This window comes from Chryseobacterium sp. MA9 (assembly GCF_024399315.1).
Taxonomy (GTDB): domain Bacteria; phylum Bacteroidota; class Bacteroidia; order Flavobacteriales; family Weeksellaceae; genus Chryseobacterium.
Map to the genome: position 1 here is coordinate 283,165 of NZ_CP075170.1, position 21,797 is coordinate 304,961.

20 protein-coding genes are annotated in these 21,797 nt (G+C 35.0%); 15 read left to right on the forward strand and 5 right to left on the reverse strand.

From position 1 onward, the window contains the following. Nucleotides 1-31: 31 nt before the first annotated feature. From KIK00_RS01260 to KIK00_RS01320, 13 genes are all read left to right on the forward strand, one after another. On the forward strand, nucleotides 32-3,970 hold the full coding sequence (locus KIK00_RS01260) for a hypothetical protein (protein WP_255814762.1): 3,939 nt from the start codon (nucleotides 32-34) through the stop codon (nucleotides 3,968-3,970). A 29-nt stretch (nucleotides 3,971-3,999) separates the two neighbouring features. After that, entirely contained in the window at nucleotides 4,000-5,577 is a 1,578-nt protein-coding gene (locus KIK00_RS01265) for a hypothetical protein (RefSeq protein ID WP_255814763.1), read from the forward strand. 110 nt (nucleotides 5,578-5,687) lie between these two features. Beyond that, nucleotides 5,688-6,194, forward strand: coding sequence for a hypothetical protein (locus tag KIK00_RS01270; RefSeq protein ID WP_255814764.1), 507 nt, complete (start codon nucleotides 5,688-5,690; stop codon nucleotides 6,192-6,194). Between the two features lie 81 nt (nucleotides 6,195-6,275). Then, nucleotides 6,276-8,813, forward strand: a complete 2,538-nt coding sequence (locus tag KIK00_RS01275; protein ID WP_255814765.1) for a hypothetical protein — start codon at nucleotides 6,276-6,278, stop codon at nucleotides 8,811-8,813. A 5-nt stretch (nucleotides 8,814-8,818) separates the two neighbouring features. Beyond that, entirely contained in the window at nucleotides 8,819-9,259 is a 441-nt protein-coding gene (locus KIK00_RS01280) for a hypothetical protein (RefSeq protein WP_255814766.1), read from the forward strand. Between the two features lie 293 nt (nucleotides 9,260-9,552). Continuing rightward, the gene (locus KIK00_RS01285; protein WP_255814767.1) at nucleotides 9,553-10,287 is read left to right on the forward strand and encodes a hypothetical protein; all 735 of its coding nucleotides are present in this window, start codon (nucleotides 9,553-9,555) and stop codon (nucleotides 10,285-10,287) included. A gap of 4 nt (nucleotides 10,288-10,291) precedes the next feature. Then, nucleotides 10,292-10,699, forward strand: a complete 408-nt coding sequence (locus KIK00_RS01290; RefSeq protein WP_255814768.1) for a hypothetical protein — start codon at nucleotides 10,292-10,294, stop codon at nucleotides 10,697-10,699. Nucleotides 10,700-10,724: 25 nt separating this feature from the next. Continuing rightward, complete coding sequence (locus KIK00_RS01295) at nucleotides 10,725-11,003, forward strand: hypothetical protein (RefSeq protein ID WP_255814769.1); 279 nt, start codon at nucleotides 10,725-10,727, stop codon at nucleotides 11,001-11,003. Nucleotides 11,004-11,008: 5 nt separating this feature from the next. Next, nucleotides 11,009-11,419, forward strand: coding sequence for a hypothetical protein (locus KIK00_RS01300; protein WP_255814770.1), 411 nt, complete (start codon nucleotides 11,009-11,011; stop codon nucleotides 11,417-11,419). Nucleotides 11,420-11,523: 104 nt separating this feature from the next. Then, nucleotides 11,524-12,303 carry a hypothetical protein gene (locus KIK00_RS01305; protein ID WP_255814771.1) on the forward strand — a complete coding sequence of 260 codons (780 nt, stop codon included), beginning with the start codon at nucleotides 11,524-11,526 and terminating at the stop codon, nucleotides 12,301-12,303. Next, complete coding sequence (locus KIK00_RS01310; RefSeq protein ID WP_255814772.1) at nucleotides 12,303-12,833, forward strand: hypothetical protein; 531 nt, start codon at nucleotides 12,303-12,305, stop codon at nucleotides 12,831-12,833. The genes KIK00_RS01305 and KIK00_RS01310 overlap by 1 nt, the downstream gene beginning before the upstream one ends. Before the next feature lie 178 nt (nucleotides 12,834-13,011). Then, nucleotides 13,012-13,356, forward strand: coding sequence for a hypothetical protein (locus tag KIK00_RS01315; RefSeq protein ID WP_255814773.1), 345 nt, complete (start codon nucleotides 13,012-13,014; stop codon nucleotides 13,354-13,356). A 1-nt stretch (nucleotide 13,357) separates the two neighbouring features. Further along, nucleotides 13,358-13,768 carry a hypothetical protein gene (locus tag KIK00_RS01320; protein WP_255814774.1) on the forward strand — a complete coding sequence of 137 codons (411 nt, stop codon included), beginning with the start codon at nucleotides 13,358-13,360 and terminating at the stop codon, nucleotides 13,766-13,768. Nucleotides 13,769-14,189: 421 nt separating this feature from the next. On the opposite strand, the gene KIK00_RS01325 is transcribed toward KIK00_RS01320, so the two are convergent. After that, nucleotides 14,190-14,765: a ferritin-like domain-containing protein gene (locus KIK00_RS01325; RefSeq protein ID WP_255814775.1), complete on the reverse strand. Its 576-nt coding sequence runs from the start codon at nucleotides 14,763-14,765 to the stop codon at nucleotides 14,190-14,192. Between the two features lie 604 nt (nucleotides 14,766-15,369). Between KIK00_RS01325 and KIK00_RS01330 the strand changes: the two genes are divergently transcribed. Further along, nucleotides 15,370-16,395 carry a terpene synthase family protein gene (locus tag KIK00_RS01330; RefSeq protein WP_255814776.1) on the forward strand — a complete coding sequence of 342 codons (1,026 nt, stop codon included), beginning with the start codon at nucleotides 15,370-15,372 and terminating at the stop codon, nucleotides 16,393-16,395. Nucleotides 16,396-16,937: 542 nt separating this feature from the next. Continuing rightward, complete coding sequence (gene pelA, locus KIK00_RS01335) at nucleotides 16,938-17,957, forward strand: pectate lyase (protein WP_255814777.1); 1,020 nt, start codon at nucleotides 16,938-16,940, stop codon at nucleotides 17,955-17,957. A gap of 143 nt (nucleotides 17,958-18,100) precedes the next feature. Here the strand turns inward: pelA and KIK00_RS01340 are convergent, their stop codons facing one another. From KIK00_RS01340 to KIK00_RS01355, 4 genes are all read right to left on the reverse strand, one after another. After that, entirely contained in the window at nucleotides 18,101-19,207 is a 1,107-nt protein-coding gene (locus KIK00_RS01340) for a polysaccharide lyase family 1 protein (protein ID WP_255814778.1), read from the reverse strand. A gap of 434 nt (nucleotides 19,208-19,641) precedes the next feature. Beyond that, nucleotides 19,642-19,980, reverse strand: coding sequence for a cupin domain-containing protein (locus KIK00_RS01345; protein WP_255814779.1), 339 nt, complete (start codon nucleotides 19,978-19,980; stop codon nucleotides 19,642-19,644). A 57-nt stretch (nucleotides 19,981-20,037) separates the two neighbouring features. Beyond that, entirely contained in the window at nucleotides 20,038-20,772 is a 735-nt protein-coding gene (locus tag KIK00_RS01350) for a rhamnogalacturonan acetylesterase (protein WP_255814780.1), read from the reverse strand. Between the two features lie 37 nt (nucleotides 20,773-20,809). Next, nucleotides 20,810-21,790, reverse strand: coding sequence for a pectinesterase family protein (locus KIK00_RS01355; protein WP_255814781.1), 981 nt, complete (start codon nucleotides 21,788-21,790; stop codon nucleotides 20,810-20,812). Nucleotides 21,791-21,797 lie beyond the last annotated feature (7 nt).

Here is a 21,797-nt window from a genome sequence, read left to right on the forward strand (position 1 = left end):
ACCTTTATAAAAACCAAAACAAAATTAAAAAATGGAAGCAACTAATCAAAATAATAGCTCACAAACTTTATTCAGATTTGCAACGATGCGCAGCGCAGAATTATCTGATCCAAAGAATAGGGAGAAAAGATTTATTTTCAGAAACTATCTAAGACAGAAGGGAGTAATTGACCCAAGAGTAGAAGCTGGAGAATCTTTGAAAAACGTCTGTGAAAAGATCACAGGTTTAACAATAGAAACAGAAGCGTCTCTTAAAGCTAAAAGTATACAATTTTATGAATTGTCAGTTTGGATTGCAAAAAATAAAGTAAAAGCAACCAAAGAGGAATTTGATGCTAAAATCAAGACTTATAAAGAGACCCCGAAGCCCATTATTGAAATAGACTCTAACATTTGGGATAATCTTATTTATCAGGTGGTCACTCAAAAAGATTTTTATGCAAAGGAAACCTTAATGCAATTTTTACATCTGGATCATATTCTTTCCAATTATGATGGAGCTACTGAGGCGCAGTATGAAGATGTTATTAACGCCAAAGTTGTCCTTCCTAAGGAACTTTTTAGCGCAAAATCTGTTTCTTCAAATACAGTTGTTTCACGAGAGAGAAGCAGTATACAAAGTACTCCTTTTAGTGATAGTGCCCTGAAGTTTGCAGAGGCGACAGTAAACTTAAAAGGAAATGAGGAGCTTAAAAGAACTTTGGAACAATTTGAAAAAAATTATCAAAAAGAATATGGAGCGGCATATGATACTGCTTATAAACAATATCAGGAACAGGTAAGACCCGAACAGGCCAGATATGATGCTCTTGTAAAAGAACAGGAATATCAGAAAGAAATTTTTCTGGCAGCAGATAATCGTGAAGGCCTATCAAGTTTAAAATATATTCCGGTTCCGGAAGTCGAAACCTTTACATTTAATTTTCGTCCTGAAATTCAGGCAGAAGATCTGCAGCGACAATTAAACCAGGAAAATAATGAGTCCTTACAACGAATCTTTGGTACTTCTGATCTGGCAGGTACATTAAATAAAGTATCAACCTTTACAGAGCTTTTTCAAACCATTGAACAAAACAGCCAGCAATTACAGCAAACGATCTTAAATAATACAAATCTTACTCCACAGGTTTCTACAACGGTAGGAGGTGTAGTTATTCCTGTAACGCAATCTCTAAATACTCAAGAAGTTCCTTTTTTTGTGAGAACATTGAGTGGCAATATGGGCTTGGGGGATCATTGTATGATTCTGACCACTGATATCAATGTTCCTAAACATATTGTAAGTGGAAGTTACACTATAAAGTCTTATGATGATCAACTTTTAGCAGGTGGAACCAATGCTTATACATTTGATGCTCCCAACGTGACCTCCTTATTCCTTGCTCCGGAAAAAATTCCTGTTGCTGTTATCGATACAAATGAAGTTTTGCTATTGGAAGGCGAGGTTATTCTTAATGATGGGCTTGCCTATACCATGAAAGCAAAGTTATTGTGGACGGCAAACAGAATGTACAGATTTGAAGGACCTGGAACCTTTACATTAAAAAATAGAGGCACCGGAGGTGATGGAGGAACCGGTAACTGCCTGCCTGTTTTGTTAAGGACCAGATCTTTTCAGAACTATTCAGACAGATGGTTATTAAGTATGACGCCTAAAGAGACTACATCGTTATTTTCATCAGCTTCAGGAACCATCAAAATATTGGATAATAATGGGACTGTAGTTCAAACCTCAAATCAATTACAAGTTGCAGGAGGAGGAGATTACTTATCCCTGTTTAGCGATGGCATTTTACCTCAATTACAAATTACAGATCCTATAAAGAATGGCTGCCAGCTTGAAGCAGAGCTTACCCTTGACGACGGACAATTATATACCTGCAAAATTCCTATGACAATATATATGGCAGGAGGAATAGATTCAGTAACAAAAACCTATAATCTGACAGGTGAAGGAAGCGTTTGTTTGAAAAGTAAAGATACCCCGACCACATCTGAGGATGATCAGCCATTCATCCCATCAGGCTTTGGAATGAAAAATATTGGTATTGCAGATTACCGAAAAGTAGAACAAAGTACTTACTGTTATGTAGAAGGAGATGTTTCACACATCGAAAATATTATGGCAAGGGAGTATAGAGAAAAATCTTCACGAAGATTAAAAAGAAGTGAATCTCAAACTACTAAATCTACGGAATCTGAAAAAGAGAAATTGACGGACACAACTTCTACTGAAAGAAATGAGATGCAAAGCGAAATTTCTAAAGTCCTTCAGGAATCTAAGGATTTTGCAGCCCAGGCAGGATTTAATGCATCATGGGGAGGAAGTGCTTCTCCAAGATATATGTTAAATACTGCTGCTAACTATGCTACCCACAGTTCTAAAGAAGAAAGTAACAGACAGGCTGTTACCGAGGCTAAAGATGTTACAGCAAGAGCCTTAGAAAGGATTGTTACCAAAGTGAAAGAAGAACGAATTGATAAAATCCTTGAGGAATATGAGGAAAATAACAAACATGGTTTTGATAATACCAAAGGAAGCAACCATGTAGTAGGAGTATACCGTTGGGTAGACAAAGTAGTCAAAAACCAGATCTTCAACTATGGAAAGCGAATGATGTTTGAGTTTATGATTCCTGAGCCGGCAAAATTACATTCATTAGGAATGAAGGTAAGTAGTGTTACCGAAAATCAATTGGTAAAGCCTATTGATCCGAGAGAATCCGCCGGGATGCAGATCAAAGACTGGAGTGCGCTTACAGATTCCACAAAACTAAAATACTGGCTGGGTTATTATAATGTTGAAGTAGATGAAAAGCTGGAGCCTGTGGTGTATGTTGGAAAATCTATTGATTACTCTTCCACAGAATCAAAACAGGCCTCTTCAAAATCTGATCTTATTGCTATTCCGGAGCATTATATCACTGAATCCTATGTTGTGCAAAGCAGTAATTCATTCCCTGGTTATAATGGTTGGGGAAATGGGGCTAGTTTGTTAGTAGGAGGAAATGGTGCATCCAATGCCTTTTTAAAATTTGTAAGAGAGGTTCCTATCACTATTGCAACAACAAATGCCCATTATTTCCATGCCACGGTTAATATCAAATGTGTATTGCAGGAAGAATATAAAAATGGCTGGCTGCAGAAAGCATTCAATAAAATTATTGAAGCCTATAAAGTGGAGCTCAGCAAATATGAAGCGGCATTGGCAGATGCAAAAGCTGTAGGAGCCCAGATCAAAGGATCTAATCCGGGATTCTACAGAAAAATAGAAAATACCATTTTAAGAAGAAACTGTATCTCCTATATGCTGAACCAAAGTCCTGATGCACTGCTCACTTTTGGTAAAAAAAGATATTATACCAATGATAATGCTTCGATAGAAACCTTCCAGAATACAGACATCAAAGTGGATGAAAAACTGGATCAATATGCTGCATTTATCAAATTTATGGAACAGGCATTTGAATGGGAGATTATGAGTTATTATTTCTATCCCTATTATTGGGGGGAAAGAAAATCCTGGGCAGATTTATATCAGTTTGATGATAATGATCCTACATTCAGAGCCTTTATGCAGTCGGGGATGGCAAGGGTTATTGTTACAGTAAGACCAGGATTCGAGGAAGCCGTGAGACATTTCCTTGCTACAGGACAAATTTGGAATGGAGGCGAAGTTCCTGTTATTGATGATCCTCTATTCTTATCCATTGTGGATGAATTACGTTCACCAAAAGCTACAAAAGAAGGAGAACCATGGAGAGAGAAAATTCCTACATCCCTTACCATTCTTCAGGCAGGATCTATTGGACTAAAAGTTGAGAAAGCTTTGCCTTGCAACTGTGAACCGGGAGTGAAGTTCGATGATGAACTGGGAGAAGTCTGCGGGACCAATTTTGAACCCAATAATAATCTTCTGGGAGTAGAATCTCTGGAAGGACAGAAAGTTATTTCAGGAGACTGGAAATAAAATAGTTATTAACCTAAAAAAATAAAAAAATGCCAATTATAGGAAAAATTATACGTGTCAATGAATTACCTCCAATTGGAGAAAGGGAAACTAATGCTATTTATCAGGTAGCAGCTCCGGGTTCTCTATCTTACACGGATTATGCCGTTGATGAAAACGGTGATTTAAAGACCCATGCTGTTGTTGATGGAACTATTCCCCTGGAATTAGCTGATAGCCATGTCAGTATTTCAAATGCTGACCTTTTAGCAGAAGGAATAGCAAGCCAGGCTCAGTATAATATCAAGACAACAGAGAAATTAGCTAAGAAACTAGAAATTCCTCTGACAGATGGGAATGCCCAGGACTATCCTAAAATTATAGGATTGAATGATAATGGAAATGTGGCCAAACTTCCGGCAGGTGATTTAGGAAAAAATATGATGAATGCAAACCTGTCAAACAGCTCAGCAAGAAGTCATACCCTTAATGCTTCATTTTCAATCAATACCTTAGGAAATCCCTATGTATTATCCGGGTTGCCCAATAAGAATTCTGATACTACTAATTTTCAAAAAGTTGTAGTTCAAAATACCAGCGGCTTAAACGCTTTGGTAGACAGTAAAAATCTACTGTTGGAAATGCCAAACCAAATGACGGAAGCTGAAAGATCAGCATGGAAAACAAAAATGAACGGAGGTTGGACTACGGATACAATGAGTGTGGCTGTTATATCGCCACCAATTGTAGATAAAACAGACAGACCGTTTTGGATCAATCTTAAGGGAGCTAATTTAAATCTTCCATCCACCAGCTTTAAAGTCGAATTATGTACCCAGGACAGTGTTGCTGCTGATACAGCTACTGTTGTCGCTACAATACCTGGCTCACAAGTTCAGCTGTATACCAATGGAATTGACCTCACTTTCTATTACAACTTCAAAAATATTCCTGTAGGAGAATATAAAATCAGATTGTGGAATGGAGTAGCCTGGTATCTGACAAGTTTTACCATCCGTGTAGTAACCCAGATACAGCGTATCCCTCTCAATAACATTGTTTGGGAACAGAAAATATACAATAATGCGGTATCACCAGCAATTACACAGGCAGGAGCTGCTGTAAGCTACAGTTCTGATAGTAATGTAAAAGCACTTGCTGATGACTCTTCTTTCATCGCAGCCCGAAAGACAAACCAATTGATTGGAGCAGATGAAGATTTTTATATGAGTGTTGAAATTACAGGTAAAACTGCAACGATTAATGGAGCAAACGGATTTGGTACGATGACCCATTTTGTAGGATTAGTCAATGCAGGCAATGGAGTAGACCTGTTAAATCAAACCGTTGCCAATGTTAGGCTTGTACAGTCTTATTGGTATCCTATGGGAAAAATATTTCCGGATAATTCAGCAGAATCAGTCACTACTGCGGAGCCTACTTACGCCCTTAATGCAACATTTATAAGACGTGGGGGAAGCTGGACGGTTATTGTCAATTTCAATAATAAGACAGTCACCTATACCAAAACAGGCTATACTGGTCCGGTTGCCTTTGGAATGTACAATATGAACACAATGGGAAATACTGGAGTAAGCGCCAATATCGTTGAACTGTATAAACTATAACCTTAAGATAAAATCAATAAAAAGGCAGAGCCTGAAAATTCTGCCTTTCAAGCAAGCAATGTCTATGAACTGATAGGCACTGTTATTTAAACCAGCAAAATTTTAAAACAATGAAAGAAAAATTATTAATACCTGAAAAGGTACAGCAACTTTTAAACGAAATTAAGACAACAGATCTCAACCTTGGGGAAATCAAAATCTCTGAACATCCTTTGCTTCCATCTTTTAATAGGTTTATCAGAATCAATAAAATGGTGGTAGACACAGAGCTTCCAAGAACTTACCTTTTTTATCAGCAGGTTTTAAGAGATAAAGAAACCAATGAAATAGAACCTTCAAACCTTCCGACTCCTGAATGGCTGATTGGAGAAGAGGAATGGTCAAGCCTTAGAGATGAAAACTTTGACAGAATACTTGTTCCTCTGGTAGATGAAGAAACGCAGAACCCTGTACTGGATGAGGAGGGATATCCTAAAACGTCTATCATCAAAGTGAATACCCATCATTATATGCTTTGGCTTGTTAAGAACAATAAAGTAGGCTTTCTGGATCTTCTGAAAAGCTATTTACAGGAGTTTGTTGAGTTGAAAAGCAATGAACTCAATAAGCTGTCTTAATTACAGATTATTTGGATGAATTCAATAACCATTTTACTGGCAGGGCCTTAAAGCCCTGTCTTTTTCAAAAAAGAAAAAATTATGGAAACACTTGAACTTAGAGAAATCATCAGTAAAGAATGGCGTACTGATGATTATATAAGAAAACAGCTGTTATGTAATAAACTAAAATACAGTAATCAATTCAATCAGCAGTTTATGCTGGATTATAACATCAATGATTATGATGAAAATACAGAAGAAAAATATATAAAAGATGATAAAGAGAGCATTATATACTTAAAGACATATCTCAATAAGAACGCTGAGATTGTTGACCTGGCACAGCCAGAGTGTGAAATCAAATTTGTGATTAATGCTGCACAAGAGCAGATTTCCTGCCAGCTTATTTATTTTTATTATAGAGAAGCTGCGAAAAAAGAACTAAGAAGGAGGAAAGCAATTGTACTGGAAACCTTTTCCTACGAAGAGTTTAGGAGTCTGGTCAAGTATGTGGGATATGATGATTTCGAAAACCATACAGAATACAAAAACTACTTCATTGAAATCTTTAAATCAAGTTTTCTTAAAGCAAAGAGTGCAGATGAGCTTAAATTCCTTTATACCAATACTCCTGAGTTTGTCCTTCAGGGAATGGCTCTTGAAAATGAAACGTTATTCGGGCATCTGCTTGCTTTGACAAAACTTGATGATACTGGGATTTTCAGCGGATGGAAAGATGGAAGCTCAGCTCTGGTCAATGTCTTGAAGGCATTTCCTGATCATATTTTTATATTGAATAAGTTCAGAAAAAGTCCTGAACTCTGTAACAGGATTTATTTTAATCTTGACGGAGTAAGCGAGTTCAATGGAGAAATGAAATCCAACCGTATCATTTTTGCTACTATTTTGATGGAGTATTGCCTGTTTTCTTATAGTCGTCCGAAGGCAGGAGCTCCTACTTTCAAAATAGGAAATGAGTATAAAGTAAATACAGAAGTGTTTGGGCTTGCGGGAGATCTATTGGGCTTTGGAAAATCAGATGAAAAAACTTTTTTTCTTCAGCAGCAGAAAGAAGTAACAAAGAGAATTTTCATTGTACCCAAGGAAGGAGATCCTAATGCAACAGAACAGGTAACAGAAGATCTGGATGAAGGAGCTGAGTTTTATCCTCTTGACATGGTTTATTTCATCGAGCAGCATACATCAGAAACCAATGAAGGAGGAGAACAGCAGGGTACTATTATGATGGTTCCGGCTATTTATGTAAAAGCGCTGGCTGATGCAGAAAAATGGGAAGATATTAATGAAACGATCCGGATTGTGGCCGACATGGTAGGAGTCGTTTTTGGAATCGGAACATTAGCATTATCCGGAAACCCGTACCTGTTATTAGCTGCCGCTGCAGATCTTAGTTTGGCATTACCGGATCTCACCATACAGGCGTTCCGGGAGGAAATTGCCAAACTTCCCGGAGGAGATGAGTTTCTGCGGCAATGGGATCTTATTTATAACGTATTGGGATCTGCTGTAGCAGTACCACAGCTTGCTGTTGGTTTAGCGCAGCTTACTGTCGCTTTTTACAGAAGTTGCTTAAGTTTATTGAGAACATCAGCGAATGTTGCAGAAAATGTGAAACAGGGGTTGCGTGCAAGTGCAATTTCCGTATTTTTGGATTTGAACAGCGGAGTCTTTCAAAGGAAAGATCTCCGTATGTTTAGTCCTACAGAATGGGTAATCCCAAGCGCAGGGTTCATTTCAAAAACATCGGAATGTGATGCTTTGATACAAAATGGGGCATTCTTTATGGAGCTTGATGCAGCTGCTATTATGGAGAGTATTGGAAAAAAAGGAGGTGTTAATCCTGATGCCATCGGCTCAATAAGCAGTAATAGGAGATTTGCTTTGGTGTATAAAGGTGAGATTATTGCTCAGGGAAGCCGTTACGATAAAGCGTATCAGAAGGTCTTACAAGAAATAAGAAAAGTAAGCTATAGCTCAGAGAAAGTTGGTGAAATATTAGAGTCTTTTGTTAACCGAAGAAGGGTTGTTTCAGTTGAAGATGTTTCACTTTTAGGGAAAGCCCCAGAGAAAGGAGTAAAAATGTTGTTTAATTTGTTTGATGAACTTGGTAACAATATAGGACAACTTGTAAGATCACCAAATAAAAATGAGCTTTATTATAAGTTAATTTACAGAGGTAAAGAAACAGATATTAAAAGTATGATTAAACTTTTGGACGATAAATATAAATTGAATGATCTACCAATAAAAGATGGTGAACATTTGCTATATGGAGATCTGAATATTCCGAAAGAAATTACGGATAAATATTCTGGTTTGGGACAAATTATCTATGAGGACGGTTTAAAATACTTTTTAAATGCAAAAAAATATGGGAAAGTAGATGGAACTGTAAGTGTTTGGATAAAGGCAGATATTTATACAGACTATGGTGGACAATCTGTAAACTTAGAACAGTTCTGGAAAGCAAGGGATGCGGGATTAAGTATTGAGGATGCCGCTTTTTCAACCTTTGCTGGAAAACAGGCCAAGAAGTTTGGATTTACAAAAGTTCGTATTATAAACGAACAAGAGCAAATAACAAGAGATGAAGTACAATTAAATTTTTTAAGATAATTAATATGAAAAGAATATCATTATCTAATACCACAAGATTAGATAAATCTGAAGATGAATGGTTTCAAAATGTTGGTATAAATAAATTTTACAAAGCAGCAGGTTGGAGTAATTTTGCTTTTGCAGAAGGATTAGCTTTAGATTTATTTAAAGAAAAACTATCAAAAGTCCCTTTTAAAGATGAACCTTTAAGTAAAGAAGAAGCAGAAAAATTAAAAATAATTCTTGAAAATAAAATTAAAGAACTTTTGTCTACAAGGATTCCTGAGCCAGATGTAAGAACAAAGATTGATTTTTTAGGACAAACTATTGGTATAAATTTTACCCCATTGGGGAAAAATCGCCAAGATAATTGGATTAACAATTTTTTTAGAGCTTACAAAATCTGCGAAGAATGTCTAGAAGAAAACAAACCTGTTTATTTAAGTATTACAGAGGAAAATTAGTAATAATCCGTTCAAGTACTTGAGCGGATTATTCATTTTTATACTTTTTATTATTTTTGGATTTGAACAGCGGAGTGTTTCAAAGGAAAGATCTTCGTATGTTTAATCCAACGGAATGGGTAATACCGAGCGCAGGGTTCATTTCAAAAACATCGGAATGTGATGCATTGATACAAAATGGGGCATTCTTTATGGAGCTTGATGCAGCTGCTATTATGGAGAGTATTTGAAAAAAAGGAGGTGTTAATCCTGATGCCATCGGCTCAATAAGCAGTAACAGAAAATTTGCTTTGGTGTATAAAGGTGAGATTATTGCTCAGGGAAGCCGTTATGATAAGGCATATCAGAAAGTCTTACAGGAAATAAGAAAGGTAAGCTATAGCTCAGAGAAAGTTGGAGAAATATTAGAGTCTTTTGTTAACCGAAGAAGGGTTGTTTCAGTTGAAGATGTCTCACTTTTAGGGAAAGCCCCAGATAAAGGAGTAAAAATGTTGTTTAATTTGTTTGATGAACTTGGTAACAATATAGGACAACTTATCAGATCACCTAATAAAAACGATCTTTATTATAGGTTAATATTTAGAGGTAAAGAAATTGATATTAAAAGTACGATTAAGCTTTTGGATGATAAGTATAGATTAAGAGGTTTACCGATAAAAGAAGGTGAACATTTATTATATGGAGATCTTAATATCCCAAAAGAAGTCACGGATAAATATTCTGGTTTGGGACAAATTATTTATGAGGACGGTTTAAAATACTTTTTAAATGCAAAAAAATATGGGAAAGTAGATGGAACTGTAAGTGTTTGGATAAAGGCAGATATTTATACAGATTATGGCGGCCAATCCATCAATTTGGATCAGTTTTGGAAAGCAAGAGATGCTGGTATGAGTATAGAACAGGCTGCTTTTTCAACATTTGCGGGAAAACAAGCTAAAAAGTTTGGCTTTAGTAAGGTAAGATTTGATATAAAGGATAAGAATTTTGTTGAAAGAGATCAAGTAATAATTAATTTTTTAAAATAAAAACATGATATACATTATAACCAATGCAAAAGGATTTAATGAATCCTTTGAAGATTTTACAAGAATCCATGAAACAAGATATCAAGGGTTTAATGAAGAAAATAGTGTTATTACAAAAAAAGTACTAGATAGAATAGGAAAAGTAATATTTAATGATGAGCCTTTAACAAAAGAGGAGTCAACAGAATTAAAACAACATTTGGAAAATAGGATTCAAAAATTGTTATCTATAAGAGTTTCAGAGCCCGATATAAGAACAAAAATTGAATTTTTAGGTCAAACTATTGGATTAAACTATACGCCTTTTGGGAGAAATGACCAAGACCTATTGATAGATAAATTTTTCAGAGCTTACAAAATTTGTGAAGAATGTTTGGAAAATAATAAGCCCATATATTTAAGTACTTCCTAGAACTAAGATTAATAAAAATTGAAGGTTGCATTTTGCAGCCTTTTTCGATTTTAAAAAATATGGTAAAGTAGATGGAACCATAAGCGTTTGGATAAAGGCTGATATTTATACTGATTATGGTGGACAATCTGTAAATCTGGAGCAATTTTGGAAAGCAGTTGATAATGGAATGCCTTATGAAAAAGCTGCTTTTGAAACTTTTGCAGGAAAGCAAGCCAAGAAATATGGATTTACCAAATTACGAAGCAATATTAAAAATAATTTTGTGGAAAGAGAAAGAGTGCAAATTAATTTTTTAAAATAATAAATATGATACATATTACAAATACAATTAGGTTTAATCAATCTTTTGATGATTTTGTAAGAAATCCAAAAAATAGATATAGGACGTTTGGAATTGAAGATAATGCTATTCCTAAAAAAATATTGGAAAGAATTGGGAGGGAAGAGTTCAAAGATGAACCTTTGACTACAGAAGAAACTTCAGAATTAAAACAGCATTTAGAGGATAAGATCAAAGAATTGCTATCTACAAGGGGTCCAGAGCCAGATGTGAGGACAAAAATTGATTTTTTAGGACAAGTTATTGGTATAAACTTCACTCCTTTAGGTATAAATCATCAGGATAATTGGATAAGTATGTTTTTTAGCGCTTACAAAATTTGTGAAGAATGTTTAGAAGAAAATAAGCCTGTTTATTTAAGTATATCTGAACATTGAAATTAGAAAAGGCCAACCGCTCAATCCGTTGAGCGGTTTTTCATTTATACTTTCTATATTTTTTGGATTTGAACAGCGGAGTCTTTCAAAGGAAAGATCTCCGTATGTTTAGTCCTACAGAATGGGTAATCCCAAGTGCAGGGTTCATTTCAAAAACATCGGAATGTGATGCTTTGATACAAAATGGGGCATTCTTTATGGAGCTTGATGCAGCTGCTATTATGGAGAGTATTGGAAAAAAAGGAGATGTTAATCCTGATGCCATCAGCTCAATAAGCAGTAATAGGAGATTTGCTTTGGTGTATAAAGGTGAGATTATTGCTCAGGGAAGCCGTTATGATAAAGCTTACCAGAAAGTTTTGCAGGATATAAGAAAAGTCAGTTATGATGCTGAAAAGGTTGGAAAGATTTTAGAGGAATATAGGATAAATGCTTTTTGTGAAAGAATACCGAAAATTGCAAATAAATATCCTATAGAAGAGTTGCCAAAAGATGGATTTGTTCTCGAGTATAAAATGGATTCTCAGGGAGTTTTTAGACAATTGAATGATAATATTTTTCCTTCAAGAGAATTTGATTTTGTAATTACAAAATCAGGTGAATTAAGAATAGGGAGTAAGCATCATTTATTGGGTAATCGAAATGAAGTTCTAGCTGCAGGAGGTGTTCGATTTAAAAATGGTAAAATAGTAGAATTTAATAATATGTCTGGTCACTATAGACCAACAGCAGAAGAAGCTGAGAGATTAGAAGAAATACTAAATGAGCTTGAAATACCTGTTAAAAGAGCACGTAATGAAATCACTCCTTTAGGTATAAATAGCAGAGGAAAGGTAGTGCGGACTGGGAAGGACAAAATAATATACATACAAAATATAAAATAATGGAACAGATTATACAAAAATTACATCATGGAATAAAACAAAGTGGCTGGGACTCTTATAAGCCTTTAAAAAATGAATTATTAACTTATAATTCAAAAGATTTAATTGTTAAACTGCTTGATACAAAAGATTTTAGATATACAGATATAAGAAGTCTTTTTACGATTATTCCCAAATTATGGAAAGATTTTAATCTGGATGATTGGATGTATATTATTCGAAAAGTTGACCGTCCTACAAACTACCGATTATATATTGATGACGGACCCTATTTTGAAGATATTCGTTTTTTATATAACTGGGTAGGTATAGATAGTATTAGTTTGTATAAAAATGACCCGGGAGTTTCTTCTAAAAATAAACAAAGCTTAGATAAAGTATTTCCAATGTTTCTACATGATACATTGAGAAATGGAGATTATAAGGAAGAATTTTCAGATGGAACTTTTGGTGACATAAAATATTTCCGAGATATGAAAACGCGATTAATAAGTCAAGGGGCAAAGCCAAGTCCGATGCCAAACTTATAATGATTTTTGATCATTCTAATTTATACGGATAATAAGACTAGTTAAAAAGTTAACCGTTCAATTTTTGACGGTTAACTTTTTTTGATTGCAATTTAATTAGATATCTGTTTACCCGTTTATAGATGAAAAAAGTGCTCAAGCAAATAGTTTACCTGTTTATGGTAATGAAAGGATGCTTATGGGAGATTTTAATATTCCTAAAACAATTACTGATAAGTACTCAGGATTAGGAGATTTAGTTCTTTCCGATGCAATGGCTTTTTATCAAACTAATAAAAAGTTTGGACAATTGGATGGTGTTATAGGATGGTGGAAAAAAGCGACAATGTATGAAGATTATGGAGGTCAATCTATTAACCTAACTAAATTCTGGGAAGCAAGAGCTGCTGGAAAAAGTATTGAAGAAGCAGCACTATCAACTTTCACAGGTTCTAGGATGAAAGCAAAAGGTTTTGGAAAAGTGCGGTATGAAATTGATAACATTGAAGAAGATCAAGTAATTATTAATTTTTTAAAAAAATAAAATGAAAATTATATTTAGTAATGCGATAAAACATAATCAAGATCATTTTGATTTTATTGCTAACAAAGCAAATAGATATGTACATGGTTCAAAGTATATGTATTCTGATGGAAAGTACTTGGAATTAATTAAGAAATCTATTCCTAACAGATTAAAGTCTTCAGATTACAAAGATTTACCTCTTACAAAAGAAGAAATACTGGCTTTTAATGAGGCTTTGGAAAAACAAATCGAATATTGGTTATCATTAAGAGTTCATATTCCAATAAAAGAAGGAACGGATACTGTAATTTATAAAGGAGAAACTATAGAACTTGATATCCGGCCTATTGATATCAATGATAATGATAAAGCATTACGAGATTTATTACGTCTTTCACGATATTATAAAAAAGTGTCTGGAAGAAGATAAACCATTGTATTTAAGTATTTATGAGGAAGACTAATTTTTAAGTCACCTTAATCAATAATAATTTAACGGCAACCAAAAGTTGCCGTACATATTATAATACAGGATTGTCCTATATCGATGCTTTCCAGCTCAAATGGGAAGATATTAAAGAAGCTAATGATGGAAATGCTTGGATCATGTCCAGCAGGCAAAAATCAAAATCTGACACAGATATCCCGCTCCTACCTAAAGCATTATAAGGATAATCCATTATGCTTAAAAAGAGGAACTGTACTGCCTGGAGTTAAATATACTTAAATGTACCAAATTCTAGATTTTATTTTAGACGTTATGCAGTATCTTGTAAATTTTATTATAAAACTCATTTTGTAATCTAACTGGTACATTTAAGTATATCATTGCCTAAAATATACAATAATAACTATTGTAGAGCTTGACTATTAAGTCTTGTATCGGCAACTTTAGTTAAGAGAGCGTCACACTTTTTTTCTTCTCCCAGGGTAGCGAGGAAATTCTTAAGACAGAAGTTTTCTTTTAAAACCTTTGCATACGCTGCCAGTGTTCCATACGTGGCAATTTCATAATGCTCCACTTTTTGGGCTGCTGCAATAATACCCGCATCTCTGACAGGTCCTGCCTGTGTTTCTTCCATAATACTTTTGCCTTCATCCAGTAGCCCCTGCATAGCATCACATTTCTTTGCTTGGGGTCTTTTCTTTAGTGATTTAAAGCATTCCTCCAGTCTCTTGACATGAATTTGTGTTTCCTGTAAATGAGCCTCTATTGCCGTCTTAAGCTTCTTGTCTGTAGCATTTTTCTGCATTTTGGGTAAAGCTTTTACTAGAGCCTTTTCAGCCCAGTAAATATCTTTCAGTGAATTTTCAAATAAGTCTTTAAGCTCCTTAGCTGCTCCTTTTTTAGCAGGAGTTTTAATTGTTTTTTTTGCAGCGGTTGATTTGCTTGGACTCTTTTTTTTTGTGGTGGATTTGATTGCCATAATAATAGATTTAGTGGTGAGAATTAATAACTGCAATTTTAAGACCATACATTTTATGCAAATAATCAAGAGTATTTCATCTTATGATCTGGCTCATAAAAAAACAGATTTCTGTATATATTAGAGAAAATATTACCAGACAGTATTGCATTTCTTTTATAATTTCGGTTTTGAAATATTGTTTTTCATTATTGTATATTTTACTCTTGGTTGGATGACGACTGTATCAGGTTGATGCGTTTACTTAATCTCATAAAATAATTGAAATATAGAATTTGTCATTAGATCCATATGTTTGATATTAATAATCAGTGTTTCTGAAAATGAGTTGTTTAATAACTCTATATAATAAATGTTTTTAGAATAAAATAATATTAAACCACTGTTTTTTAGGATTATATGGAAATTATTTTCTATCTTTAAAGTATTGTTTCATGATTGTATTTATTTGGTGTATAGTACTGTAGGCTAATTTAAAATAGCTCACTATGCACGCTTTTGTATGGTTTCTCAAATCCGTAAAAAGTACAAGAAGACCAAAACTGCTCATATAACTTAATGGTTTCCCACAGCTGCTTTTCATTCACCAATAAAATTCAAATCTATGAAACAAGAACTTCACATCCCGATTCCTAAATATCCCTGGGAATATGTTGAAAGCCCTTTAATGTTTGCTTTTGATGAGATAGAAAAAAAATGGATAGAAGAAGATTATGCTTATCTGGGGACAGAAAGTATGAGAAGGTATATCCATCAGAATATAATAAAAGTTGTGCCCTACATGTCCCCGACAACAACGGATCCAAACATGCTGATACCTAATTGCCGATTTTTGCTATATGAAACCTATTTCGATGATTATGTGGAAATCATGCCGTTAGAGGAGGTCAAAGCACTTAGGGATCGCGCTTTTGAGGTAATGACGGGAGATAATGCCCGCCCCGATGAAATTGGAATGTTCAGACAAATGGAGCAAGCAAGAAAAGAGTGGTTAGCGAACGGTATGCCACAATTTTGGATAGAAAGATTAGCAAACAGCTTTTGGGAATTTGTTACCTACGGAATTATGGAGGAAACCCATTTTAAACTTACCAAAACCTATCCCACTTTATCCCGCTATTTAATAATCAGGAGCCGCTCAATTGGTCAGATAGCCTTTTCTAATCTGATTGATCCGGCACTTGGCTCAGCAATTCCGGAGCATATTTATAATCATCCGGCAATTCAAAGGGTATTATTTCTTCAATCAATTATAATTGCCATACAAAATGATTTTCTTTCATTAAGGAAGGAATTGGCAACTGAAAATGAAACATTTAACATTATTCTTTTACTTCATCATACTCATAATCTTTCGCTTGAAGAAGCATTTACTAAGGCAATGGATATTCATAACAGTTTTGTGATCGAATTAGAAGAAATTTCCCAATGCTTGCCAGACTTTGGATCATATCAAAAAGAAGTTGAGAATTATGTTTATCATACCAAGCTGATGGTTACCTGTCTGAATGAATGGTATCACCGATCTGGAACAAAACGTTATCAAGTTGAAGGTTTTGCAACCCCAAAATATGGTGTACAAGGCGAAAAACCTTTAGATTATGATATAAAATACATTCGTCAAGAATAATTTTAAAGGTCTTTAAAACAATCCTATGATTAATGGAGTTGAGTTAATATACTTAAATGTGCCAATAGTAAAAGAGATAAAATCATGCTCTATTTTAAATGTTATACAGTATCTTGTAGTTTTTTACTATAAACTGATTTTGTATCTAGCTGGTACATTTAAGTATATTATTGCCATACTCCTTAAAATGTAGTCTTAAATACTCCTACAGACTATTCTTTCACTTTATATTTTGGCTGTTAATTGCCAAATTATTTATACTTTTGACTTATTAACTCATTGAATAAATTATGTTGATACCCGGATTTTTCCTTTTAAGTTTAATTTGCGCAATCGATTGCATGATGCATGTTTTTAATGATTGGGGAAATTTGCTTTGGAAACAGTCTGAGATCACTGCAAAGCCATTGATGGTAAAATTAGCTAAGTGACTAGGTTTTTAGTTTGAGAGCAGAAGGGTTATAGTAGTTGAATGTTGCAGTGTTGAATAGCTTGAATGTAATTTATATAAAATATTCTGTCTAATTTCTAAATAATAAAAAATGAATTTAAAAATATTTACATTGGCTTTAGGGCTGTTAGGTTTTCATTGTTCCGCCCAGACAAAGGATACACTGGCGGAGAAAATGCTGATCTATCAGCTTCCCAATGGAGGGTGGGGGAAACAGCTTGAAGATAAATCGGTGGTTAACTATAATCTGCCTATTGATAAAGCGCTTTTCAAAAAGATAAAATCTACAGGTGATGATCATGCCACTATTGATAACAATGCCACTTCAAGGGAAATCAATGCATTGATTAAAGCATATTCAACCACAAAAAATCCGGAGTATTTAAAAGCAGCAGAAAGAGGAATCAGTTACCTTATTCTTATGCAGTATGATAACGGAGGTTTTCCTCAGTATTACCCCAACACAGGGCTCTATAGAAAACAAGTGACGTATAATGATAATGCGATGATCAATGCTTTGACAGTTCTTTATAATGTTGCGGAAGGAAATAGTGATTTCAACGTGGTCTCTTTATCATTAAAGGAAAAATCAAGAACTGCCGTACAAAAAGGAATTGGATGCATTTTAAAAACTCAGGTTCTTCAGAAGGGTATTCCTTCCATCTGGGCAGATCAGTATAATGAGATTACTCTGCAGCCGGATAAGGCAAGAGCTTTTGAGCCCGTTTCATTAGCGACCGGAGAATCGGTAGGTATTGTTAGATTTTTAATGTTGCAGTCGGTGACTCCTGAGATTGAAAAATCAATAAGAGCTGCTATACAGTGGTTCAGACAGAATAAAATAGAAGGTTACAGCTACAATGTGACCAAACAAAATGGAAAAGCAGTAAGGGTATTAGCTGAAGATAAAAATTCTGTGATCTGGGCCAGGTTTTATGATATCCATACCAATAAACCTTTGTTTGGAGACCGTGACGGAAGTGTAAAATATAATTATAATGAGGTTTCGGAAGAAAGAAGAAACGGATACAGCTGGTTTGGTGATTTTGCGGAAAAGCTTTTAGCTAAAGAATACCCGAAATGGCTGGAAAAAAATAAATTAAGTGAATAATTGATATTCAATAGGAGCGGGTTTCAACCCGTTTATTTCTTCAAATAGCCGGATTTTAACCTTTGTTTTGAAAATAAAAACGAGAGCATCTCATTTCTGAGATACCCTCGTTCTTTTATTACTACTATTATTAAAGCCTTCTGTTAAAATGCATCACAAACATTTCCACCTAAAGTAGCTCCTGCATTGGCGGTTACATCTGCCTTTACATCCGCTGCATTAAGTTTAGTGATGCTGTATGGCGGAGTGAATGCTGTTCCGCTTCCTGCCGTATTTCCGGTAACATTGATAAAACTGCTTCCTGATTGGGTTACAGCTGTAAATCCGGTCATTAAACTGATGGGTTCTTTTACATTTTCAAAAACATTTCTTTCTACCAGGATATTAGCCTGTACTCCAGCAGCAATACATTTGTTACTTACAGAACTGTTGAAATAACTGTTAAGGATATGAATCTTACCGAATCTTACTCTCGGCATACGTTCTCTGCATCCCGGTGCCCACCAGCAGCGAACAAAAGTTACATTCAGTTTTCCTGCATCAGCAGTGGCGCCGTCACTGGATCCGATAAGGTTGGAGAATCTGTGGTCATCCGTTCCTCCTGAGCCGCCAGGTTTTGGTGCTTTCAGATAATGGAACTTCGTATAGGAAACTGTAATATAGTCAGACTTATTCTTGATATCAAAATTTCCGTCAACACCATCTCTGAATTCGCAGTGGTCTATCCATACATTCCGGCAGTCGTCCAGAATGGCATTATCCCAGCCATCAGTATCGTACGCTCCCGGACCTTCGAAAATAAGATTTCGGATAATGATATTATTACATCTTTTAATATTGATTATTCCTGAACCATCTTTAGTCTGATCTGTAGAGACCAGTTTGGCTCCGGCTGTTCCGTAAATTGTTTTTCCTGTCTGATCCTGAAGTGATAAGCGGGTAGTGACTGTAATGGTTCCGGTTACTTTGATAACTTTTACAGCCGTATTTTCAATAGCGGATTTTAATTGGGCATATGTAGAAACGGTTGTTTCTGCTGCCGTTCCACCACCGGTAGTACCACCGTTTTGTGAAGCCCATCCTGGAGCTATACAATTTGCTAAAGGAACGATCTTTTGAGTCAGAGAATTTTTAAGGTTGACTTCTCTTTCTGTCATGTCGTTATTGATTTCTTCCTGACCACATCCGGATAAGGCAAAAGCTGAGCTTAGAGCGGCTGTAATTAAGGCCGCCTTGAACGTTGTTTTCATAGTTTATATTTTGTGATTTGTTCTGGTGTAAAATTACAAATTCGATATTAAAGTGTTTTATATTTTATTGTATTAATATTTATATAATTATAATGTTATATATTTTATTTGATCAATCGGTTGCATTTTATTGTTTAGTCAAATTTTTATTATTTTTTAAAATATGCTGAAAAGCGTAGAATATTTAAGGACTTATTTATCTGATGAATGTCAGGCGTTTTTAACCTGAAATATATGCTAATATGCTTATTATGAGTGATTTATTTCACTTAAGAAAAACAAGTATTTTCAAAACTTAGATTGACTTTTGTGCACAATGCTTGTTAAAAGCAACTTAGGTGTTCAATATTTCTTTTGTAGCTTTCAGTCCTCAATTTTATTAGGGATAAAATTTTTTTTGCGCCTTTACGGTATTCCAACTCTCCAGCTTCTTATTATACAAGAAAATCCTCCCGGAAAGGCGTAAAAGCATCAATTAACTTTCCTTCTTCAAGGCATTTCACGCCATGGAAAATAGTAGGCTGAGCAAAAAATCCATCTCCTTCCTGTAAAATTTTTGTTTTACCATCAACTGTAACTTCAAATTTTCCGGAAGCAACATATGTGATCTGAGAATGAAAATGCTGATGTAAAGTTCCTATGGAGCCTTTTTCAAACTTTACAATTACCATCATTACCTGGGAATTATATCCCACAAACTGTCTGGAAATACCATTTCCTAAATCTTCCCATGCCGAGTTTCCATCGAAGAAAGCCTCTTTTTTGAAATCCATTTTTTATCTTTTTTAATTAAAACTTAACCTAAAAATAGGAGAGACTAAAAGCCCTTATTATTTAATATATCTTTCCAGACCGGTTTTCAGACTTTTCAAAGAAGTGGCTGCCAGTTTTGCAATAGATTCTGCCCCCATTTTTGATAAATGGGTATCATCATCTTTTCCTTCCGGGTAATAAGGCTGATCTCCTTTTTTATAATGAAGATGCAATTTCTTTGAGCCTTCCGGACCATATGAAATTTCAAGCTGCTCTGATAATAACTGCAAGTCAACAAAAGATACTTTAAGATCATCCGCCACCATTCTTACCACAATAGGATATTCTTTGTGGGTATCAACCAAAACACCGTTTTCATTAAAATTCCTTCTTGCAATAGAAGTCATAAGGATTGGAATTGCCCCTTTAGATCTTGTTTCGTTTACATACCTTTCGATATTGGCCCTGTACTGTGTATATGGATTGGTAAAACGAACAGAATCATTTACTTTCTGATCATTGTGTCCGAATTGAATGATTACAAAATCTCCTTTTTTAAGTTGATTCAAGACCCTGTTCCACCTGCCTTCCGTCCTGAAACTTTTGGAGCTTCTTCCGTTGGTTGCATGATTCTGAATAATTATTTCTGATGTTAAAAGTGGTGGAAGCATCTGTCCCCAGCCGTGTTCAGGATTTTTATCCGGATTTTCTTTATTGGCCATGGTAGAATCACCAATAAGAAACAGAGTGGGCTGCTGGGCAAATGTTATAATTGAAAGGAAGAAAATGATAAGGGTAAGCTTTTTTTTCATGTTTTATTTATTAAAATGCCTTTGTATAGATGATATTCTATTGCTTATTATTCATATTAGGATTCCAGCCGTCAAAGATTTTCTCTAAAGTGTATTTTTTAAGGTCTTTTTTTGTCAGTTGATGTGACCAGCTGATGCGTTTGGATGTATTTCCGCCATCACCCTTGCTTCCAGATTCAGCGTAATGGGCAGTTTTTTCTTTATCGGGAAATATTTTGTCTCCTTTCCAGGGATTCCAACCTTCAGGGAGGATATGTTTTCCCATTTCCGTATTGATAAAAACGGTTTTGGCATAAGGTCTCCAGGGTCTTCCGAGGTAAACTTCAGTAACATTATCTTTAGCGGTAAGCTTGCAATCCAGGAATACAAAGCCATATTTTCTGTCGATTTCTGTTGCGGCAGCAGTGATGTAAGAGTTTGCAAGACTTTTAATGATACAGTTTTTAAAAACGGCCGTTGCCTGTCCGAAAATAAAATCGGTAGTGCCTTCTATATAACAGTTTTCAAAATACTGCCTGCTGTGGTTGGTGGCGGAATAAAGAGTATCCTGACAACCAAGGATATCTGAATTTTTCATAACAAAACGATCGCCTTCTACATGCAGTGAAACAGCCTGTCCTTCATTACATGAGCTGTTTTGAATGGTAAGGTTGTTGATTTTGATATCATCACCCATTACCAGAAGGGTATAGGAGTTGAAAGTAGTCATCTTTTCATTGAAAGAATCTGTTTTTCCAGAGAAATCATTGTTGGTGATAATAGTATTGTGTTTATTTTCTCCTTCAAGGGTTATCTTGTGTTTTGAAGAGGGAATAACCAGTTTCTCAGGATAAATTCCCGGTTTGATCCTGATTAATGCTTCTGCCGGACCAAGATCTCTTACAGAATTGATTGCTTTTTGAATCGTGGTAAAATTGCCGCTTCCATCCTGAGCAACTGTAATGGTGATATAGGGTTTGCTTTGTGCCCATAGAAATTGAATTGCTGGCAGAAACAGAATTAAAAATAATTTTTTCATAAGATCA

What these genes read in the sequence shown, in the direction of transcription:
- KIK00_RS01350 (WP_255814780.1), bottom strand. Translation starts at nt 20,772, where the DNA reads ATGAAAAAAAAGCTTACCCTTATCATTTTCTTCCTTTCAATTATAACA.
- KIK00_RS01270 (WP_255814764.1), top strand. Translation starts at nt 5,688, where the DNA reads ATGAAAGAAAAATTATTAATACCTGAAAAGGTACAGCAACTTTTAAAC.
- KIK00_RS01355 (WP_255814781.1), bottom strand. Translation starts at nt 21,790, where the DNA reads ATGAAAAAATTATTTTTAATTCTGTTTCTGCCAGCAATTCAATTTCTA.
- pelA (WP_255814777.1), top strand. Translation starts at nt 16,938, where the DNA reads ATGAATTTAAAAATATTTACATTGGCTTTAGGGCTGTTAGGTTTTCAT.
- KIK00_RS01320 (WP_255814774.1), top strand. Translation starts at nt 13,358, where the DNA reads ATGAAAATTATATTTAGTAATGCGATAAAACATAATCAAGATCATTTT.
- KIK00_RS01340 (WP_255814778.1), bottom strand. Translation starts at nt 19,207, where the DNA reads ATGAAAACAACGTTCAAGGCGGCCTTAATTACAGCCGCTCTAAGCTCA.
- KIK00_RS01330 (WP_255814776.1), top strand. Translation starts at nt 15,370, where the DNA reads ATGAAACAAGAACTTCACATCCCGATTCCTAAATATCCCTGGGAATAT.
- KIK00_RS01325 (WP_255814775.1), bottom strand. Translation starts at nt 14,765, where the DNA reads ATGGCAATCAAATCCACCACAAAAAAAAAGAGTCCAAGCAAATCAACC.
- KIK00_RS01275 (WP_255814765.1), top strand. Translation starts at nt 6,276, where the DNA reads ATGGAAACACTTGAACTTAGAGAAATCATCAGTAAAGAATGGCGTACT.
- KIK00_RS01310 (WP_255814772.1), top strand. Translation starts at nt 12,303, where the DNA reads ATGGAACAGATTATACAAAAATTACATCATGGAATAAAACAAAGTGGC.
- KIK00_RS01315 (WP_255814773.1), top strand. Translation starts at nt 13,012, where the DNA reads ATGGGAGATTTTAATATTCCTAAAACAATTACTGATAAGTACTCAGGA.
- KIK00_RS01345 (WP_255814779.1), bottom strand. Translation starts at nt 19,980, where the DNA reads ATGGATTTCAAAAAAGAGGCTTTCTTCGATGGAAACTCGGCATGGGAA.
- KIK00_RS01290 (WP_255814768.1), top strand. Translation starts at nt 10,292, where the DNA reads ATGATATACATTATAACCAATGCAAAAGGATTTAATGAATCCTTTGAA.
- KIK00_RS01260 (WP_255814762.1), top strand. Translation starts at nt 32, where the DNA reads ATGGAAGCAACTAATCAAAATAATAGCTCACAAACTTTATTCAGATTT.
- KIK00_RS01305 (WP_255814771.1), top strand. Translation starts at nt 11,524, where the DNA reads ATGTTTAGTCCTACAGAATGGGTAATCCCAAGTGCAGGGTTCATTTCA.
- KIK00_RS01300 (WP_255814770.1), top strand. Translation starts at nt 11,009, where the DNA reads ATGATACATATTACAAATACAATTAGGTTTAATCAATCTTTTGATGAT.
- KIK00_RS01265 (WP_255814763.1), top strand. Translation starts at nt 4,000, where the DNA reads ATGCCAATTATAGGAAAAATTATACGTGTCAATGAATTACCTCCAATT.
- KIK00_RS01280 (WP_255814766.1), top strand. Translation starts at nt 8,819, where the DNA reads ATGAAAAGAATATCATTATCTAATACCACAAGATTAGATAAATCTGAA.